This window comes from Pseudomonas sp. GD04058, assembly GCF_029836855.1.
Classification (GTDB): domain Bacteria; phylum Pseudomonadota; class Gammaproteobacteria; order Pseudomonadales; family Pseudomonadaceae; genus Aquipseudomonas; species Aquipseudomonas bharatica.
Window position 1 is genome coordinate 14656 of record NZ_JAOECN010000029.1, and the last position, 18403, is coordinate 33058.

The 18403-nt window shown below is 63.4% G+C and carries 16 protein-coding genes; 10 read left to right on the forward strand and 6 right to left on the reverse strand.

Features of this window, described 5'->3' with window-relative positions; genetic code table 11:
- The first annotated feature begins 19 nt into the window (after positions 1–19).
- The 8 genes from N7650_RS20615 (at position 20) to N7650_RS20650 (ending at position 8708) form a co-directional block, all read left to right on the forward strand.
- Positions 20–754 (forward strand): TerC family protein, encoded by a 735-nt coding sequence (locus tag N7650_RS20615; protein WP_009403423.1) that lies wholly within the window; start codon positions 20–22, stop codon positions 752–754.
- Between the two features lie 235 nt (positions 755–989).
- Complete coding sequence (locus tag N7650_RS20620) at positions 990–2648, forward strand: Na/Pi cotransporter family protein (RefSeq protein WP_279899771.1); 1659 nt, start codon at positions 990–992, stop codon at positions 2646–2648.
- A gap of 37 nt (positions 2649–2685) precedes the next feature.
- The gene (locus N7650_RS20625) at positions 2686–4059 is read left to right on the forward strand and encodes a pitrilysin family protein (protein WP_279899772.1); all 1374 of its coding nucleotides are present in this window, start codon (positions 2686–2688) and stop codon (positions 4057–4059) included.
- A gap of 96 nt (positions 4060–4155) precedes the next feature.
- On the forward strand, positions 4156–5178 hold the full coding sequence (locus N7650_RS20630; RefSeq protein WP_009403418.1) for a DUF5924 family protein: 1023 nt from the start codon (positions 4156–4158) through the stop codon (positions 5176–5178).
- Positions 5179–5217: 39 nt separating this feature from the next.
- Positions 5218–6360 (forward strand): MlaE family lipid ABC transporter permease subunit, encoded by a 1143-nt coding sequence (locus tag N7650_RS20635; RefSeq protein ID WP_009403414.1) that lies wholly within the window; start codon positions 5218–5220, stop codon positions 6358–6360.
- On the forward strand, positions 6357–7154 hold the full coding sequence (locus N7650_RS20640; protein WP_279899774.1) for an ATP-binding cassette domain-containing protein: 798 nt from the start codon (positions 6357–6359) through the stop codon (positions 7152–7154). Before N7650_RS20635 ends, N7650_RS20640 begins: the two co-directional genes overlap by 4 nt.
- Position 7155: 1 nt before the next feature.
- Positions 7156–8094, forward strand: coding sequence for an MlaD family protein (locus N7650_RS20645; RefSeq protein ID WP_279899776.1), 939 nt, complete (start codon positions 7156–7158; stop codon positions 8092–8094).
- On the forward strand, positions 8091–8708 hold the full coding sequence (locus N7650_RS20650) for an ABC-type transport auxiliary lipoprotein family protein (protein ID WP_279899777.1): 618 nt from the start codon (positions 8091–8093) through the stop codon (positions 8706–8708). The genes N7650_RS20645 and N7650_RS20650 overlap by 4 nt, the downstream gene beginning before the upstream one ends.
- On the opposite strand, the gene N7650_RS20655 is transcribed toward N7650_RS20650, so the two are convergent.
- The 5 genes from N7650_RS20655 to N7650_RS20675 all read right to left on the reverse strand — a co-directional run bounded on the left by N7650_RS20655 (position 8690) and on the right by N7650_RS20675 (position 13127).
- The gene (locus N7650_RS20655) at positions 8690–9919 is read right to left on the reverse strand and encodes a nucleoside recognition domain-containing protein (protein ID WP_279899779.1); all 1230 of its coding nucleotides are present in this window, start codon (positions 9917–9919) and stop codon (positions 8690–8692) included. The genes N7650_RS20650 and N7650_RS20655 overlap by 19 nt on opposite strands.
- 199 nt (positions 9920–10118) lie before the next feature.
- The gene (gene gltP, locus N7650_RS20660) at positions 10119–11450 is read right to left on the reverse strand and encodes a glutamate/aspartate:proton symporter GltP (RefSeq protein WP_279899780.1); all 1332 of its coding nucleotides are present in this window, start codon (positions 11448–11450) and stop codon (positions 10119–10121) included.
- Positions 11451–12162: 712 nt separating this feature from the next.
- Positions 12163–12633, reverse strand: a complete 471-nt coding sequence (locus N7650_RS20665) for an inhibitor of vertebrate lysozyme family protein (protein ID WP_009401689.1) — start codon at positions 12631–12633, stop codon at positions 12163–12165.
- Between the two features lie 5 nt (positions 12634–12638).
- On the reverse strand, positions 12639–12803 hold the full coding sequence (locus tag N7650_RS20670; protein ID WP_009401691.1) for a DUF1328 domain-containing protein: 165 nt from the start codon (positions 12801–12803) through the stop codon (positions 12639–12641).
- Between the two features lie 45 nt (positions 12804–12848).
- On the reverse strand, positions 12849–13127 hold the full coding sequence (locus tag N7650_RS20675; protein ID WP_009401692.1) for a hypothetical protein: 279 nt from the start codon (positions 13125–13127) through the stop codon (positions 12849–12851).
- Positions 13128–13452: 325 nt separating this feature from the next.
- Between N7650_RS20675 and algB the strand changes: the two genes are divergently transcribed.
- Both algB and N7650_RS20685 read left to right on the forward strand, forming a co-directional pair.
- Positions 13453–14799 (forward strand): sigma-54-dependent response regulator transcription factor AlgB, encoded by a 1347-nt coding sequence (algB, locus tag N7650_RS20680; protein WP_009401694.1) that lies wholly within the window; start codon positions 13453–13455, stop codon positions 14797–14799.
- Positions 14796–16586: a KinB sensor domain-containing domain gene (locus N7650_RS20685; RefSeq protein WP_279899781.1), complete on the forward strand. Its 1791-nt coding sequence runs from the start codon at positions 14796–14798 to the stop codon at positions 16584–16586. The genes algB and N7650_RS20685 overlap by 4 nt, the downstream gene beginning before the upstream one ends.
- On the opposite strand, the gene N7650_RS20690 is transcribed toward N7650_RS20685, so the two are convergent.
- Positions 16587–18209 (reverse strand): EAL domain-containing protein, encoded by a 1623-nt coding sequence (locus N7650_RS20690; protein ID WP_279899783.1) that lies wholly within the window; start codon positions 18207–18209, stop codon positions 16587–16589. It lies immediately after the preceding gene.
- Between the last annotated feature and the right edge of the window lie 194 nt (positions 18210–18403).

Sequence of the window (18403 nt, forward strand, 5' to 3'; positions counted from 1 at the left end):
TACGCTCGAAGGAACACACATGGAATGGCTGACCAACCCGGAAATCTGGGTTGCCCTCTTTACCCTGACCGCACTCGAGATCGTGCTGGGCATCGATAACATCATCATGATCTCGATCCTGGTCAGCCGCATGCCCAAGCACATGCAGCAACGCACGCGGATCTTCGGCCTGGCCCTGGCCATGGTCACGCGGATCCTGCTGCTGCTGTCGATCACCTGGGTCATGCGCCTGACCGACGATCTGTTCGTGGTCTTCGACCAGGGCATCTCGGGGCGAGACCTGATCCTGTTCTGTGGCGGCCTGTTCCTGTTGTGGAAAAGCTCGCAGGAAATCTTCCACGGCCTGGAAGGCGAGGAAGAGAGCAACGAGGAGCCGGCCGGCGGAGCAGGGGGCAAGTTCCTGTTCACCATCGTGCAGATCGCGATCATCGATATCGTGTTCTCCCTGGACTCGGTGATCACCGCCGTGGGCATGGTGTCCCATGTTCCGGTAATGATCGCCGCGATCGTCATCGCTGTACTGGTGATGATGCTCTGCGCCAAGGCCATCAGCGAATTCATCGACAAGCATCCGTCGCTGAAGATGCTCGCCCTGTCGTTCCTGATGGTCGTGGGTACCGTGCTGATCGCCGAAGCTTTCGACGTGCATGTGCCGAAGGGTTACGTCTACTTCGCCATGGCCTTCTCCCTGGCGGTGGAAACAATCAACATCCGCATGCGCACGGCCATTGCGAAAAAGCGTGGCGAGCAATAAGCCGACGCGGTGAAACTTCGCGCAGGCATCCCGGGTCAGTAATACTGGCCCGTCATTGAATCAAGGCCCCCGTCGGGGCCTTTTTTCATTCCAGGTCGTGGCAAAACCGCTGGCGCCATGGCTTTCAGCGGGCTAAAGCTTAAAGGGAGCACTGGAAACAACCGCCGTATTCACGGCCAGGCTCCGAGCGTCGTTCATTTTGTCCCCATGGGGCACCGCAAACAGGGGGCCCAGCATGCTGACCCTGCTCAATCTATTGTCAGCCGTCGCCCTGCTGATCTGGGGCACGCACATCGTCCGGACCGGGATCCTGAGGGTCTACGGCTCCAACCTGCGCCGGGTCATTGGCCAGAACATGGCACGCAGGCCGCTGGCCTTCATTGCCGGCATCCTGGTCACGGCCATGGTGCAAAGCAGCAACGCCACGGCCATGCTGGTGACCTCGTTCGTCGGCCAGGGCCTGATGGCGCTGACCCCGGCCCTGGCGATCATGCTTGGCGCCGACGTCGGTACCGCGCTGATGGCCCGGGTGCTGACCCTCGACCTGTCGTGGCTGTCGCCGCTGCTGATTTTCCTCGGGGTGATCTTCTTCCTCTCGCGCAAGCAGACCCGCGCCGGCCAGCTCGGTCGCGTCGGGATCGGCCTGGGCCTGATCATCCTTGCCCTGCAGTTGATCGTCGAAGCCGCCACCCCGATCACCACGGCCCAGGGCGTGAAGGTGCTGTTCGCCTCGTTGACCGGGGACATCCTGCTCGATGCCCTGATCGGCGCGCTGTTCGCCATGGTGTCCTACTCCAGCCTGGCTGCCGTGCTGCTCACCGCTACCCTGGCCGGTGCCGGGGTGATCGGGCTGCCGGTGGCGATCGGCCTGGTGATCGGCGCCAATATCGGCAGCGGCCTGCTGGCTTTCATCAGCACCAGCATGCAGAACACTGCCGGGCGCCAGGTGGCCCTGGGCAGCCTGCTGTACAAGCTGTTGGGGCTGCTTATCACCATTCCGCTGCTGCACCCCCTGGTCGACTGGATGGACAGCCTGAGTTTTCGTCCGCAGGAACTGGTGATCGGTTTCCACCTGCTCTACAACACCCTGCGTTGCCTGACCCTGCTGCCCACCGTCAACCTCATGGCCAGGGTCTGCACCTGGCTGATGCCGGACCGCCCGGACACCAATGGCCGCACCGCCCCGCGCCACCTCGACCCGGCCGCCCTGGCGACACCGAGCCTGGCCCTGGCCAACGCCGTGCGCGAAACCCTGCGTCTCGGCGATCTCGTCGACAGCATGCTGGAAGCCATGAACGGCGTACTGCGGGGCACCAAGACCACGGTATCGCAGGAGATGCGCAGCCTTAGCGAAGATATCGAGGCGCTGTACAACGCGATCAAGCTGTACCTGGCGCAGATGCCCCGGGAAGACCTCAGCGAACAGGACAGCCAGCGCTGGGCCGAGATCATCGAGCTGGCCCTTAACCTGAAGATGGCCAGCAACCTGATCGAACGCATGCTGCGCAAGATCCAGCAACAGAAGACCTCGCAGCGCCGCGAGTTCTCCGAGGTCGGCCTGGAGGAACTGACCGGCCTGCATGCCCAGTTGCTGGCCAACCTGCGCCTCGGCCTTTCGGTATTCCTCAGCGCCGACCCGGAGAGCGCGCGCCAGCTGCTACGGGAAAAACGCCGCTTCCGCGCCCAGGAGCGACGCCTGGCCCACGCCCATGTCAGCCGCCTGCAGCGCAAGGTGGTGCAAAGCATCGAGACCAGCGCCCTGCACCTGGAATTGATCGCGGACATGAAAAGATTGAATTCATTGTTCTGTAGCAGTGCCTATGTGGTACTCGGAGGTAACGACACTGGCGGTCTGCTGATCGACAGCGTACCGGATGAAATCCACTCACCGTGACCCCGTACCGCATCGACCTGGTTCAAGGAAGTTCTGCATGCGTTGCCTGATATTCGTCTGCCTGTTGCTGGGTTGTGCCCCCGGCTTTGCCCTCGATCGCAACCAGGTCGAGGGGTATCTGCTGCCCAACGGGCTGCAGGTGCTGCTCAAGCCCGGTTATGAACGGGATCACGTATCGATCCGCCTGGTGGTCGGGGTCGGCCTCGACGATTTCCCGTGCGAGCAGAAAGAGCTGCCCCACCTGCTCGAACACCTGCTGTTCAGCGGGATCGACGACAGCGGCGAAGGCGGCCTGGAAAAGCGCATGCAGGCCCTTGGCGGGGAGTGGAACGCCTACACCAGCAACACCGATACCACCTTCGTCATCGAGGCCCCGGCGCGCAACCAGCGCAAGGTTCTCGACCTGCTGCTGGCGATCCTCCAGCGCACCCGGATCGACGAGCAGGCCGTGGCGCAGTCCAAGCGCATCATCGAGCGGGAGGACGGCGGGCATTACTCTCATCTGCAACGCTGGCTCGATCGCCAGGACATCGGCCAGCGCGCCAGCAGCCAGCTGGCGATAGAACTGGGGCTCAAGTGCGCCGAACGCTCCGATATCCACGCCATGACCCTGGACCAGGTCGAGGAAATCCGCAAAGGCTGGTACGTGCCGAACAACATGACCCTGATCGTCGTGGGTGGTCTCGACCGGGTCCTGCCGGCCTATCTGGAGCGTGCCTGGGGTGAGCTGGAGCCCGGCGAGCCTGCCGAGCGCCGGGCGCTCGATGGCGTCACGCGCCAGGCCGAGAGCAATCGCACCCTGGTTCGCGGCGTGCTGGGCAACAGCGCACGGCTGAGCTGGCTGTTCCTCGAACCTGTCCTGGACAACGAACACGACGAAACCCTGGAACTGCTGCAGCGCTATCTGGACTGGGCGTTGTACAGCGAGCTTCGGCTTGAGCACGGGCTGTCGTACGGGCCATGGAGCCAGCGCGAGAGCTTCGGCGACAGCGGCATGCTCAGCCTGAATGCCGATCTGGAACGGGACCAGGTGGAAGACGCGGAAAAGGTCATGAAGGCAATGATCGAGCGCCTGCGCAAGGAAGGGCTGGATCCGGCGACCTTCGAGCGGGTCAAGGCGGCGGCGATTGCCCGGGAAGCCTGGACGACCCAGGGCAACAGCGCACTGGCGGATTACTACTGGGGCGCCTTGAACAGTTATGCCGATGGCAGGTTCGTCGATCCGGCGCAGCGGCTGCGCGGGGTGAGCCTGGACGAGGCCAACCAGGCGATGCGCGAAGTGTTCAAGGAAGCCGGATGGGTGAGGGTGGAAAAGCCGTTGCTCGGGTATGACGAACTGTTCTGGATCGGCGTGCTGGGGGTTGTGCTGGTCGTGGTCGGGGCTGGGGTCTGGTATCGGCGGCGGTCTTGAGGGCCCTATCGCTGGCTTGCCAGCGATGAGGCCCGAACAGGCAAAAACCAAGGTATCCTTGTAACCGTATTTTTCAGCCTCAGCGAACACCCCAACATGCCAATCTACATCCAGCGCATCATCGAGCTGATCAAGCGCTACCCCGGGGTCATCGCACTTGGCGGTTTCGTTTCCGGTATCGGCAGTTTCATCCTGGTCGATCGCCAGGAGAGCCTGGCCAGCTGGGTCGCGATCCTGATGCTGGTGAGCTGGGTCTGGCTGATGCTGGAAAACACCTTCACCGAATTCTTCGCCCGCATCTTCAAGCGCGAGATTCCGCAGCCGCTGTTGCGCTACGCGACGCAGATGATCCACCAGGAAAGCCTGTTCTTTGTCCTGCCGTTCTTCTTCGTCACCACCACCTGGAACAGCGGCCAGGCGATCTTCACCGGGTTGCTCGGCGCTGCCGGGCTGGTCTCGATCATCGACCCGCTCTACTACAAATGGGTCGCACCACGGCGCTGGCTGTTCCTCGCCCTGCATACCCTGACCCTGTTCGCCGCAATGCTCACGGCGCTGCCGATCATCCTCCACCTGACCACCGCCGAGAGCTTCAAGCTCGCCCTCGGCGTCGCCATGCTGCTGTCCTTCCCCAGCCTGATCAGCAGCTTCCCGGTCAATACCGCGCGACGCGCCATCGCCCTGGTGCTGGTGACCCTGGCCATCGGCGGCGCCGGCTGGCTGCTGCGCTCCTGGGTGCCGCCGGCTACCCTGTGGATGACCGAAGTCGCGATCACCACCGATGTCCGCGACCGCACGCCGAGCGAGAGCCTCAGGGAGGTCAACGCCAGCCAGATCCGCAGCGCCGGGCTGTACGCCTACACCGCGATCAAGGCGCCGCGCGGGCTGAACGAGCGGATCTACCACGTCTGGCAACTCAACGGCAAAGAAGTGGACCGCATCGCCCTGAACATCAACGGTGGGCGCAAGGAAGGTTATCGCGCCTGGACCCACAAGCAGGTGTTCCCGGCCAACCCGGTCGGGCGCTGGCAAGTGCGGGTGCTGACCGAGGACGGCCAGGTAATCGGTGTGCTGCGCTTCCGGGTTGTGGACGACGGTCAAGCACCGGCGGCACAGTGACGCTATGCTGTGCGGCGCATCCAGGGATAGACGCAGCCCATGACCAGCACTTCCAGCCCCGCCAACGTCACGCTCGATACCAGCCAGAACCCGGCCTGCCTGCGCCTGGACGGTGACTGGACGCTACCCCACTATGCCGGCCTCAAGCACGCCATCGCCGCCTTGAGTGGCCAATACGACCAGACCACCCGCATCGACCTGGACCGGCTCGGCAAGCTCGACACAGCCGGCGCCTCGCTGCTCGTCGAGCTGCTGGGCCCGGCCCGGGTGGCGCAACTGGACCAGTGCAATGCACTGCCCGAGGCCAGCCGCCATCTGGTGCGCAGCGTGCAGGCCTCGCTGACAGAGTTCTGCATCCCGCCCCGCGTCCCGCAAGTGCCGGTGCTGACCCAGTTGATGGCGCGCATCGGCTGCGCCGTGGATACCCTCTGGCAGGACTCGCGCCAGCTTCTCGGCTTCATCGGCCTGATCGTCACCACCCTGGCGCGCCGCGCCCTGCAGCCCAGGCGCTGGCGCATGACCTCGGTGGTCGCCCATATCGAGCAGACCGGCCTCGACGCCGCGCCCATCGTCGCCCTGCTGACCTTCCTGGTCGGCGCGGTAGTGGCCTTTCTCGGCGCCACGGTACTGGCCAGCTTCGGCGCGAGCATCTTTACCGTGGACCTGGTGGCGTTCTCCTTCCTTCGCGAATTCGGCGTGCTGCTGACCGCCATCCTCATGGCCGGGCGCACCGCCAGCGCCTTTACCGCACAGATCGGTTCGATGAAGGCCAACGAGGAAGTGGATGCGATCCGCACCCTCGGCCTCGACCCGGTGGAGCTGCTGGTGATCCCGCGGGTGCTGGCCCTGCTGATTTCCCTGCCGTTGCTGACCTTCCTCGCCATGATCTGCGGCATCGTTGGCGGTGGTGTGGTCTGCGCGCTGTCGCTGGATATCTCGCCGGCCATGTTCCTGTCGCTGCTGGAAGACGATATCGGCGTGCAGCATTTCCTGGTCGGCCTGGCAAAGGCGCCGTTCTTCGCCTTCCTGATCGCTTCCATAGGCTGCCTGGAAGGCTTCAAGGTCAGTGGCAGCGCCGAGTCGGTCGGTGCCCACACTACCTCGGCGGTGGTGCAGTCGATCTTCGTGGTGATCATGCTCGACGCCGTGGCTGCGCTGTTCTTCATGGAGATGGGCTGGTGAGCCGGGCAGGCGGCCGCGAGGCGGTCATCCAGGTGCGCGGCCTGTGCAACCGCTTCGGCGCACAAAGCGTGCACGAGCAGCTCGACCTCGACCTGTACCGCGGGGAGATCCTTTCCGTGGTCGGCGGATCGGGCAGCGGCAAGTCGGTGTTGCTGCGCAGCATCATCGGCCTGCGCCGGCCCAACGAGGGCACGGTGAAGGTGTTCGGCCAGGACCTGCTGGCGGCCAATCCGACCGAGCGCTCGCTGATCGAACGACGCTTCGGCGTGCTGTTCCAGAAGGGCGCGCTGTTTTCCTCGCTGACCGTGACCGAGAACGTCGCCCTGCCGCTGATCGAGCATGCCGGCCTGAGCCGCGACGATGCCGAGCACCTTGCCGGGGTCAAGCTGGCCCTGGCCGGCCTGCCGCAGTCGGCGGCGGACAAATACCCGGCTTCGCTATCCGGCGGCATGATCAAGCGCGCCGCCCTGGCCCGCGCCCTGGCCCTGGACCCGGACATCCTGTTCCTCGACGAGCCCACCGCCGGCCTCGACCCCATCGGCGCAGCGGCCTTCGACCAGTTGATCCTGACCCTGCGCGATGCCCTGGGCCTGAGCGTGTTCCTCATTACCCACGACCTCGACACCCTCTACACCATCAGCGACCGGGTCGCGGTACTGGCGCAGAAGAAAGTCCTGGTGGCCGCCCCCATCGATGAAGTGGCCGGCTACGACGAGCCGTGGATCCACGAATATTTCCATGGCCCGCGTGGCCGTGCGGCGCTCGATGCCGCCTCAGCGCTGAAGGAGAAGTGAGATGGAGCCCCGTGCGCATCATGTAATGATCGGAATGGTCACCGTGCTGGTAGTTGCCGCCGCCATGCTGTTCGGCCTGTGGCTGGCAAAGGCCAGCGTCGATGCCACCTTCAAGGACTACGAGGTGGTCTTCAACGAGGCGGTGACCGGCCTGTCCAAGGGCAGCGCCGTGCAATACAGCGGGATCAAGGTCGGCGATGTGATCAGCCTGCGCCTCGACCCCGAGGACCCGCGCCGGGTCCTGGCGCATATCCGCCTCAACGCCGAGACTCCGATCAAGCAGGACACCCAGGCCAAGCTGACCCTGACCGGCGTCACCGGCACCTCGCTGATCCAGCTCAGCGGCGGCACCCCGGAAAGCCCGCCGCTGGTGGGCAAGGGCGGCAAGCTGCCGGTGATCGTCGCCTCGCCATCGCCCATCGCCCGCCTGCTGACCAACAGCAGCGACCTGGTGACCAACATCAACCTGCTGCTGCACAACGCCAACCGGCTGTTCTCCGAGGACAACGTCAACCGCCTGAGCGCCACCCTGGAGAACCTGGAGCAGACCACCGGCGCGGTTTCCGCCCAGCGCGAGGACATCAGACTGGCGATCAAGCAGATGGCGACCCTCGGCCAGCAGGCAGGCGCCGCCCTGCAACAGACCGGCGACCTGATGCGTAACGCCAATCAACTCCTGGCCAAGCGCGGGCCGGACATCTTCGACAGCGCCGACCAGACCATGCAATCCCTGGCCCGGAGCACCGCGACCCTCAACGCCATGCTGGAAAGCAACCGCGACGCCATCGACAGCGGCGCCCAGGGATTCCGCGACCTGTCCCCGGCGATCCGTGAACTGCGCGACACCCTCAATTCCCTCAAGGCCATTTCCCGCCGCCTTGAAGCCAACCCCAGCGGCTACCTGCTCGGCCGTGACCAAAGCAAGGAGTTCGAGCCATGAGACTCGCCAGCCGTCTGTCCCTGGCCCTGCTGATCAGCCTGAGCGGTGCCTGCTCGATCCTGCCCAAGGCGGAGAACGCCGAGGTCTATCGCCTGCCGGCGCATACCGCGCAATCCAGTGCGGCGCCAGTCAGCTGGTCGCTGCGGGTGAACAAGCCGATCACCAGCGACGCGCTGGACATGCCGCGCATCGCCGTGGTGCCACAGGGCAACGTGATCAGCACCTACAAGGGCGCACGCTGGACCGACCCGGCTCCGGCCCTGTTGCGTAATCGCATCCTCGACGCCTTCCAGCGCGACGGCCGGGTACCGCGCCTGAGCGCCGACGACAGCAACCTGCAATCGGATCTCGAGCTGGCAGGCGAGCTGCAGGCGTTCCAGAGCGAATACACGGCGCAGGGCGTCGAGGCGGTGATTCGCCTGGATGCGCGGCTGGTGGACGGACGGACCCAACGCATCCTGGTCAGCCGGCGCTTCGAGGTGCGCCAGCTGCTGAGCGACAAGAACGTGCCGACGGTGGTCGACGGCCTTGGCCAGGCGACCGACAAGGCCATGGCGCAACTGCTGGACTGGACCGTGGCCCAGGCCAGCCGGTATCAGCCGAAGAACCAGTAGCACACGCCGATGGCGCCCAGCACGCCGGCCAGCTCGGCAAGCAGGGCGCAGCCCACGGCGTGCCGGGTGCGCTGGATACCGACGGCGCCGAAATACACCGCCAGCACGTAGAAGGTGGTTTCCGTGCTGCCCTGCACGGTGGCCGCGACCAGCGCCGGGAAGCTGTCGACGCCATGGGTCTGCATGGTTTCGATCAACATCGCCCGCGCAGCGCTGCCGGAGAACGGCTTGACCATCGCGGTAGGCAGGGCATCGACGAACCGGGTGTCCCAGCCGAGCCATTCCACCGTGTGGCGAATGCCCTCCAGGCCGAACTCCAGGGCCCCGGACGCGCGCAGCACGCCAACGGCGCACAGCATGGCGACCAGGTACGGCAGCAGGTTCTTCGCCACATCGAAGCCTTCCTTCGCCCCTTCGACGAAGGTTTCGTACACCTTCACCTTCTTCAGCGCACCGATCAGCAGGAACAGGATGATCAGGCCGAACAGGGTCAGGTTGCCGAGGATCGACGACAGGCCGGCCAGGGCACTGGCCGACAGCCCGGCGAGGGTGGCCATGAAGCCACCGAGCAGCAGCGCACCGGGAATCAGGTAGGCGAGCACAACCGGGTCCCACAGGCGCAGGCGCTGGACGATGGCCACCGAGAGCAGGCCGACCAGGGTCGAGCAACTGGTGGCGAGCAGGATCGGCAGGAACACCAGGGTCGGGTCCATCGCGCCTTGCTGGGCGCGGTACATGAAGATGGTCACCGGCAACAGGGTCAGGGACGAGGCATTGAGCACCAGGAACAGGATCTGCGCGTTGCTCGCCGTGGTCGGGCTCGGGTTCAGTTCCTGCAGGGCGCGCATGGCCTTGAGGCCGATCGGGGTGGCAGCGTTGTCCAGGCCCAGGCCGTTGGCGGCGAAGTTCAGGGTGATCAGGCCGAGGGCGGGATGGCCGGGCGGGACTTCCGGCATCAGGCGGCGGAACAGCGGGCCGAGGACCTTGGCCAGCCATTCGACGATACCGGCCTGCTCGGCGATCTTGAGAAAGCCCAGCCACAGCGTCAGGGTGCCGAACAGCAGGACCATCACTTCCACCGAGAGCTTGGCCATGGCGAAGATGCTTTCCACCATCGCCGCGAAGATCCCGGCATTACCGCCTACCAGCCATTGCCCCAGCGCCGAAATGGCCGCCACCACGAAGAAACCAAGCCAAAGGCCGTTGAGCATCCGAACGAACTCCCCTCAAAGATGGGCTGAATGATAGCGGGCTGGTCGAGTGTTGTGTTGGGGCTAATGGCCCTATCGCTGGCAAGCCAGCTCCCACAGGTAGGGTGTTGTGGGAGCTGGCTTGCCAGCGATAGGGCCCTGGTAGACAACGAAAAAGCCCCGACAATGCGGGGCTTCTTCATTCAGCGCGGTACAGGACTCAGGAGTTGACGGTCTTGCCCGCCACCACGGCTTCCTTGCTGCGCCAGTGTGGCAGGGAGTTCCAGTACTTCTGGCCTTTTTCGGCGTCGTACATGCCTTCCCAACGAGCGATCACCAGCACCGCCAGGGCATTGCCGATCACGTTCAGGGCGGTACGCGCCATGTCCATGATGCGGTCGACACCGGCGATGAAGGCCAGGCCTTCCAGCGGAATGCCGACACTGCCCAGGGTCGCCAGCAGTACCACGAAGGACACGCCCGGCACTCCGGCGATACCTTTCGACGTGACCATCAGGGTCAGCACCAGCAGCAGTTGCTGGCTGATCGACAGGTCGATGCCATACAGCTGGGCAATGAAGATCGCCGCGATGCTCTGGTACAGGGTGGAACCGTCGAGGTTGAACGAGTAACCGGTCGGCACCACGAAGCTGCAGATGGCCTTTGGCGCACCGTAGGCTTCCATCTTTTCGATGACCCGCGGCAGCACGGTTTCAGAGCTGGCGGTGGAGTAGGCCAGGACCAGTTCGTCCTTGAAGATGCGCATCAGCTTGATGATCGAGAAGCCGAACAGACGCGCCACCAGGCCCAGCACCATGAAGGCGAAGAAGGCGATGGCGAAGTACACCAGCAACACCAGCTTGGCCAGCGGCAGCAGCGAGGCGAAGCCGAAGTTGGCGACCGTTACGGCGATCAGCGCGAACACGCCGATGGAGGCGAAGTTCATGATCATGTGGGTGACCTTGAACATGGCTTCGGAAACGCCCTGGAAGGTCTTGACCAGCGGGTCACGGATGTCCGCGTTGAGGCTCGACAGGCCCAGGCCGAACAGTACCGAGAAGAAGATGATCGGCAGCATTTCACCGCGCATCAGCGCCGCGAAGATGTTCGACGGGATCAGGTTGAGGATGGTTTCGATGAACGCATGCTCGTGCTGCACCTCGGCGGCTGTGGCCTGGTACTTGGAGATATCCACGGTGCCCAGGGTGCTCATGTCGATGCCGGCGCCTGGGTGGAACAGGTTGGCCAGGACCAGGCCGACGACGATGGCGATGGTGGTCACCACCTCGAAGTAGATGATGGTCTTGAGGCCGATACTGCCAAGTTTTTTCGCATCGCCAACCCCGGCGATACCCACGATCAGCGACGAAATCACGATCGGGATGACGATCATCTTGATCAGGCGAATGAAGATGTCACCGGCGGGCTGCAGCACATTGCTGATCCACCATGCCTTTTCTGCACTGAAATGATTCAGCAAGGCGCCGATGGCGATACCTAGCACCAGACCGATGAGGATCTGCCAGGCGAGGCTCAGTTTTGCCTTCTTCATGTCTTTACCTTTTTGTTCAAGTGGACACGGGCATTGCGCTGTAACCGGCGTTCCAGAGCGGCTTTTAGCCAATCTGGAGACTTCTTCGGCAACAGTCAAAGGCACCGCAGAAGGTTGCTGCCAACGAACCGGGACGGTCGCTGGCTGGCGAAAAAAGGCGCAACTATTCAGGCGGGAGGGGGTGCAGTCTAATGCCGGAAACGAGTAGCCCATGCCGAATCGGCATGAGATTTTGAGCGGAAATCAAGCGTCGGAAGAGGTTTTTCGCGAGCTGTTCGGAATCCCGAATAGGACCGATCCGCCATATTTCGGCAGATTCACAGGATGTTTAATCGATAGACGCTATCAGCGTTCGACAATCCGAATGGGCGAAAAAGCCCTTCGATGATGTAGGAAAACTGACAAAAAAATTTTCGTCGACAGACGAACGGATGGCAGATTTGCCATCTGTCGGGACAAGGTGCTGCCGGGACAGCCCCGCCAGGATGTTCCATTCACGGACATCCCCGACTGACTGATCCCGGCATTTGCTTTCCTGACCCGGCCCTCAACGGAGGCACTCCTTGTACCCCTAGGCTGCTCCGAACTGCATCGATCAGAGCTGCCCGGCCCCCTGGTCATGCACCCACCGTCCTCGGGAGGGCGCAACATAGAAGCGTGAACACAGGAAAGGTTCAGCTTCTGTCACGGCACCGACGCGCGCGGTCGCGCCTCAGTACCAGTTCGGATCACGTTTGAGCTGTTCCCTGAGCATGGCCTGCATGCCTTCGTCGGGATCACCGAGCCAACGGTAATCGGCATGGCGGGTCGGCGACTTGTCGCCCGGTAGCCCTTCCGGCACCTCCACCAGCATTCCGTAGGCTTTCTCCTTATCCCAACGGAAAGCGACGATCAGACGCTTGTTCAAGCACTTACCGGCGCTTTCGCACAGAGGGCCGACCAGGTACTTGTCGCCATCTTCCTCGACGGCGGACATCTGCAGTTCGGACACTCCGCTCAGGTTGAGCACCCAATCGGGCAGTCGCTCCTCTTTCTTGACCACGTCCTGCCAGGTTTCCCGATACTCGGGGTCCGTGCCGAGCAATTCACTGGCCCGGACCTGGCCGTCATTGGCCGCCATTGCCGCCGAACCGCCGGCCATCAACAGGCCGGCGACCAGGGCGCTGCGTATCACGCCTTTCATTGGCTTCAGCCTCGACCGCGACGACCAAAGAAGAACGAAGCCACGAACAGCACCAGGAAGACAATGAACAGGATCTTCGCGATACCGGTAGCGGCGCCGGCGATACCACCGAAGCCCAGCACAGCGGCGACAATGGCGATGATCAGGAAGGTAATGGCCCAACTCAACATGGTGATACTCCTTATGTTTTGGAAACGTTCCCGGTCCGCATGCGGTCAAAAGACCCAGCGCTGTACCGGAGCCGGCGTCGAGTCATCGACACTGGCGGCCGGCAGCACTTGCGAGCGCATGATCGGAGTGGTTTGCAACGGGGCGGCGCGGCTTTCATGGATGCGCACCACCTGCACGGCGAGCTGGCTTTCGACCTTGCTGGCCTGCCAGGCGTGATAAAGCTGCCCGGCGACCAGGGTCAGCAACAGCGCCAGCACAAGAAACAGCGCCTGACGCAAATGATGTGGCGATATAAGCACCAGGGCGGCGGAAGTGCGTTTCATGTGCCGGGCTCCTCTTGCTGCATGTTCGTTATGACCTGGAAGGGTCATTGCAGCCTGCATGCCAGCCTTCGGCAGCTTAAATTATTCTTATAAATCAATAAGTTATGATTTGACCGAAATGGCCTGGGAACGCATCCTGCACGATGCCCCCTGCGGCGGTCGTGCTTTTTGCATGGTGAAACGCCGGTTTTTCAACGTCAGAAATCCCGACGGTGGACGAAAAACGGCGAGCTAGCATGGAAGGGAACGAATGAATCAGAATCTGCCATGCAACTTGCACGATTTTTCCGACACTAACCAAGATAATTCCCAAGGAGCGTAGGAAATGGAGTCAGCCCCGGAGCCTCAAGGCCGCATTCTGCTGGTGGACGATGAGTCCGCCATCTTGCGTACCTTCCGCTATTGCCTGGAGGACGAGGGCTATACCGTGGCCACCGCCAACAGTGCGGCCCAGGCCGAGACCCTTTTGCAGCGTCAGGTCTTCGACCTGTGCTTCCTCGACCTGCGCCTTGGCGAAGACAACGGCCTCGATGTGTTGGCGCAGATGCGCATCCTCGCACCCTGGATGCGCGTGGTCATCGTCACTGCCCACTCGGCCGTGGACACTGCGGTGGATGCCATCCAGGCCGGCGCCGCCGATTACCTGGTCAAGCCATGCAGCCCTGATCAACTGCGCCTGGCTACCGCCAAGCAACTGGAGGTGCGGCAACTCTCGGCGCGCCTGGAAGCCCTCGAAGGCGAGGTGCGCAAACCCAAGGATGGCCTCGATTCGCACAGCCCGGCCATGATGGTGGTGCTGGAAACCGCACGGCAGGTAGCAACCACCGATGCCAACATTCTTATCCTCGGCGAGTCCGGCACCGGCAAGGGCGAACTGGCCCGGGCCATCCATGGCTGGAGCAAGCGCGCACGCAAGGCTTGCGTGACCATCAACTGCCCATCGCTGACCGCCGAACTCATGGAAAGCGAGCTGTTCGGCCACAGCCGCGGCGCCTTCACCGGCGCCAGCGAAAGCACCCTGGGCCGGGTCAACCAAGCTGACGGTGGCACCTTGTTCCTCGACGAGATCGGCGATTTCCCGCTGACACTCCAGCCCAAACTGCTGCGCTTTATCCAGGACAAGGAATACGAGCGGGTCGGCGACCCGGTGACACGCCGCGCCGACGTGCGCATTCTCGCTGCGACCAACCTCAACCTCGAGGACATGGTCCGCGAAGGCCGCTTCCGCGAAGACCTGCTCTATCGCCTCAACGTCATTACCCTGCACCTGCCGCCGTTGCGCGAGCGCAGCGAAGACATCCTGACCCTGGCCGAGCGCTTCCTTGCCCGTTTCGTCAAGGAGTACTCGCGCCCGGCCCGGGCCTTCAGCGATGAAGCCCGCACCGCGCTGCTCAATTACCGCTGGCCGGGGAACATCCGCGAGCTGCGCAACGTCATCGAACGGGCCAGCATCATCTGCGCCCAGGAGAAGGTCGAAGTCAGCCACCTCGGCATGGCCGAACAGCCGGCCAGCAACGCCCCGCGCATCGGCGCGGCATTGAGCCTGGATGAACTGGAGCGGGCACACATCGGCGCGGTGCTGGCCACCAGCGATACCCTCGACCAGGCGGCCAAGACCCTCGGCATCGACGCCTCGACCCTTTACCGCAAGCGCAAGCAGTACAACCTATGAGATGGGCGATGAAGCTGCGGACACGGCTGTTTCTCAGCATTTCCGCGCTGATCACCGTCGCACTGCTCGGCCTGTTGCTGAGCCTGGTGAGCGTCCAGCAGATGGCCAGCTCGCAGCAGACGATGATCCGCAACAATACCTTCGTCCTCGACATGGGCCTGAAGCTGCGGCAGAACCTCAGCGAACAGTTGACCCAGCTCCTCGACGATGGCAGCGACCCACGCGTCCTGGCGGACCTGCAGGCGCAGTTCCAGCAGTTGCTCGATGAAGGCATGCAGCATGAAAGCCAGTTCAGTGACAACGAACAGGAGTTTTCCAAGGCCAATGCCAAGTACCAGGACTTTCTCCAGCAACTGAAGGCCGCCGCCTCGCCGGCACGCAGCCTGAGCGTCGACGAACCGTTGGGCCAGGCTTTCAGCGAGCTGCGCGCCACGCTGATTGCGTACCACAAGCAGGCGGTGGAACAGATCCGCGATGCCGAGAAGATCTCCCGGGATCGCGCGGTGTTGATGTCGGGCGTGCTCGGGCTGGTCGCACTGGCCGTGCTGGCGCTGGGCTTTTTCACCGCCCACGGTATCGCCCGGCGCTTCGGCCAGCCCATCGAAGCGCTGGCCAGCGCCGCCGACCAGGTAGGCCTGGGCAATTTCGACGTGACCCTGCCGGTGACTTCTGCCCTGGAGATCAACCAGCTGACCAAGCGCTTCGGCCTGATGGCCGAGGCCCTGCGCGAGCATCAGGCGACTAATGTCGATGAGTTGCTGGCCGGCCAGCAACGCTTGCAGGCGGTGCTGGACAGCATCGACGACGGTCTGCTGATCATCGACCGCCAAGGCCGTCTTGAACACCTTAACCCGGTGGCCCAGCGCCAACTGGGCTGGGACGACTCCCGCACCGGCAGCCCCCTGGGCGAGGCACTGCAGCGCCCCGAACTGGACCAGCAACTGCACCTGATCCTGCGCGGCGGCAGCCTGGAGCGGGTCCCGGAAGACCTGCACCTGGAGATCGACAAGGAAAACCGCGTCCTGACCTACAGCCTGACCCCGGTGTGCCGCCCGGACGGGCAGATCCTCGGTGCCGTGATGGTGCTGCACGATGTCACCGAACAGCGCGCTTTCGAGCGGGTGCGCAGCGAGTTCGTCCTGCGTGCCTCCCACGAATTGCGCACACCGGTCACCGGCATGCACATGGCCTTCGGTCTGTTGAAGGAGCGAATCAAATTCCCCGAAGAAAGCCGCGAAAATGACCTGCTGGATACCATCGGCGAGGAAATGCAGCGCCTGACCCAACTGATCAACGACCTGCTGAACTTTTCGCGCTACCAGAGTGGCCAGCAGAAGCTCGAGCGCAGCGTCTGTGCCCTCGACGATCTGCTCGAGCGCGCCCGCGTGCGCCACGCCCAGGCCGCAGCGGCCAAGCAGATCGAGCTGCAACTGGAATTGGGCTCGCCCTTGCCACGGATCCAGGCGGACATCGCGCAACTGGATCGGGTCATGGACAACCTGCTGGACAACGCCATCCGGCATACGCCGAAGAACGGCAATATCCGCCTGCAGGCCCGTCGGCACGGCGAGCGGGTGATCGTCAGTGTCGAGGACAGCGGCGAAGGCATCGCCTACAGCCAGCAAGGAAGGATCTTCGAGCCTTTCGTCCAGGTCGGACGCAAGAAGGGCGGCGCCGGCCTCGGCCTGGCCTTGTGCAAGGAAATCGTGCAGTTGCACGGCGGGCGTATGGGCGTGTATTCGCGGCCGGAACACGGGACCCAGTTCTACATGGCCCTGCCGGTCTGATCAGGCTTCGTCGTCGATCCGCCGAGGCCCGAGGCGGCGACCGCGAGTAATGAGTTCGGCGAATTGCCGCGCGTTCAGCGGATGGGCGAACAGCCAGCCCTGGCCATAGTTGACCCCCTCGCTGTTAAGCAGCACGGCCTGTTCCTCGTACTCGATCCCCTCGGCGATCACCCGCAACTGCAGGGCGTGGGCCATGCGAATGATATGCGGGGCGACACCGCTGCTGGCCGCGTCATGGCCGAGGGCGTCGATAAAGGCCTTGTCGATCTTCAGGCAGTCCACCGGCAAGGTTTGCAAATAGGCAAGGCTGCAATAGCCAGTACCGAAATCGTCGATCAACACCTGATGGCCCAGCGCCCGGAGCGCCTGAAGGTTGTCCCGCGCTATCGCCACATCGATCAGGCCACGCTCGGTCACCTCGAAGGCGATCTGGCTGGCCGCCACATGATGGCTCGCCAGCAGGCGCGCGGCGACCCGATCGATACGCGGCACCATTACGTCGCATGCCGCGAGGTTGACCGAGACGTACAGTTGCGGATTGGCGCGTAGCAGTTGACCCAACTGATCGAACACCCGCTGCAGGACAAAATCAGTGATCTGGCGGATCTGCCCGGTATTTTCCGCCAGCGGGATGAACAGCTCCGGACTGGTCAGGGTACCGTCCGGGCGGCGCCAGCGCACCAGGGCCTCAGCGCCGACACAGCGACGACTGGCCAGTTCGAATATTGGCTGGTAGAGCACCTGCAATTCGCCCCGGCGCAACGCGCCCTGCAACTGCGAACTCATGGAGCGGCTTTGCTGCATAAGTTGCAACACCGCCCAGCCGATGCACCAAGCCAGCAGCAGGCTGCCGGGAAACAGCAGCCAAAGGGCACCGCTCATCTTCAGCGGCTGGCTGACACGCGGGGCAATCAACACCAGTTGGTAATCCGGTGATCGGGTCGGCATTCGATAAAGCAAGCGGTCGGGCAGCTCGATCAGGGCGGTTTTCGAGCTTGGCGGCCAATCGCCGCTGGGCGGTGGCCAAGGTTGTACGGGCCCAAGAACCGGCACGGCACGGGTACCCTGGTCGAGAACGACCAGCAGGCTGCCGCCGGCGGGCAGATCGACTACATCGGTGAGATGTCCGCGAGAGGTGGAAACGCGAAACGGCCCGCGACCGAGGATCAATGCCGCACGGTTATCGTCCGGTTCGGTGCTGGTGTTCAGCCAGTAGCTGTAGGTGGGGCCGCGAATATCCGGGGGCGGCAAGTACTGGAAGGTGCGATCGCCGAGGCGGCTGGAGCAGATCTGTCGATCATCGATATAGGCCGCCTCGAACACGAAGCGATTGTTGAAGGCGACCTGTTGCAAAGCGGAATACATTTCGAAGCTGCAGCCGCGCACGGGCTGTTTGTACAACTGGTCGACGCCCTGTCGGAGCTGACCGAAGATCTGCTCGAGGCGCTCCAGGAACCGCTCACCGCGGGCATTCATGCGCTCGCTTTCATTGACCTGCACCTGGTGCATGGCCAGCCCCAGGCTGCCCAGCAGAAGCAAAAAGGCGCTTGCCGAGGCGGCCAGCGATGCCAGAAGCCAGGGTCGATATAACAGGCCGCGTAACAGCTGGAGGGCAGGCGACATCGGCAATATCCCGTTTCATACCAAAGGTATAGCAACTTGGTTGGATATCGTCCTGGCCGTTTGGCGGGGTTTTGACGGTGAAGCTTCTTGCAGGCGACCTCTGCCCCCTGTGGGAGCTGGCTTGCCAGCGATGGGGCCGGCAATGTCGCGATGTTGTCCGGACTGACGCAATCGCTGGCAAGCCAGCTCCCACA

Excerpts from the sequence above, each read along its gene's own strand:
- N7650_RS20615 (WP_009403423.1), top strand. The coding sequence starts at position 20 with ATGGAATGGCTGACCAACCCGGAAATCTGGGTTGCCCTCTTTACCCTG.
- N7650_RS20620 (WP_279899771.1), top strand. The coding sequence starts at position 990 with ATGCTGACCCTGCTCAATCTATTGTCAGCCGTCGCCCTGCTGATCTGG.
- N7650_RS20625 (WP_279899772.1), top strand. The coding sequence starts at position 2,686 with ATGCGTTGCCTGATATTCGTCTGCCTGTTGCTGGGTTGTGCCCCCGGC.
- N7650_RS20630 (WP_009403418.1), top strand. The coding sequence starts at position 4,156 with ATGCCAATCTACATCCAGCGCATCATCGAGCTGATCAAGCGCTACCCC.
- N7650_RS20635 (WP_009403414.1), top strand. The coding sequence starts at position 5,218 with ATGACCAGCACTTCCAGCCCCGCCAACGTCACGCTCGATACCAGCCAG.
- N7650_RS20645 (WP_279899776.1), top strand. The coding sequence starts at position 7,156 with ATGGAGCCCCGTGCGCATCATGTAATGATCGGAATGGTCACCGTGCTG.
- N7650_RS20650 (WP_279899777.1), top strand. The coding sequence starts at position 8,091 with ATGAGACTCGCCAGCCGTCTGTCCCTGGCCCTGCTGATCAGCCTGAGC.
- N7650_RS20655 (WP_279899779.1), bottom strand. The coding sequence starts at position 9,919 with ATGCTCAACGGCCTTTGGCTTGGTTTCTTCGTGGTGGCGGCCATTTCG.
- gltP (WP_279899780.1), bottom strand. The coding sequence starts at position 11,450 with ATGAAGAAGGCAAAACTGAGCCTCGCCTGGCAGATCCTCATCGGTCTG.
- N7650_RS20665 (WP_009401689.1), bottom strand. The coding sequence starts at position 12,633 with ATGAAAGGCGTGATACGCAGCGCCCTGGTCGCCGGCCTGTTGATGGCC.
- N7650_RS20670 (WP_009401691.1), bottom strand. The coding sequence starts at position 12,803 with ATGTTGAGTTGGGCCATTACCTTCCTGATCATCGCCATTGTCGCCGCT.
- N7650_RS20675 (WP_009401692.1), bottom strand. The coding sequence starts at position 13,127 with ATGAAACGCACTTCCGCCGCCCTGGTGCTTATATCGCCACATCATTTG.
- algB (WP_009401694.1), top strand. The coding sequence starts at position 13,453 with ATGGAGTCAGCCCCGGAGCCTCAAGGCCGCATTCTGCTGGTGGACGAT.
- N7650_RS20685 (WP_279899781.1), top strand. The coding sequence starts at position 14,796 with ATGAGATGGGCGATGAAGCTGCGGACACGGCTGTTTCTCAGCATTTCC.
- N7650_RS20690 (WP_279899783.1), bottom strand. The coding sequence starts at position 18,209 with ATGTCGCCTGCCCTCCAGCTGTTACGCGGCCTGTTATATCGACCCTGG.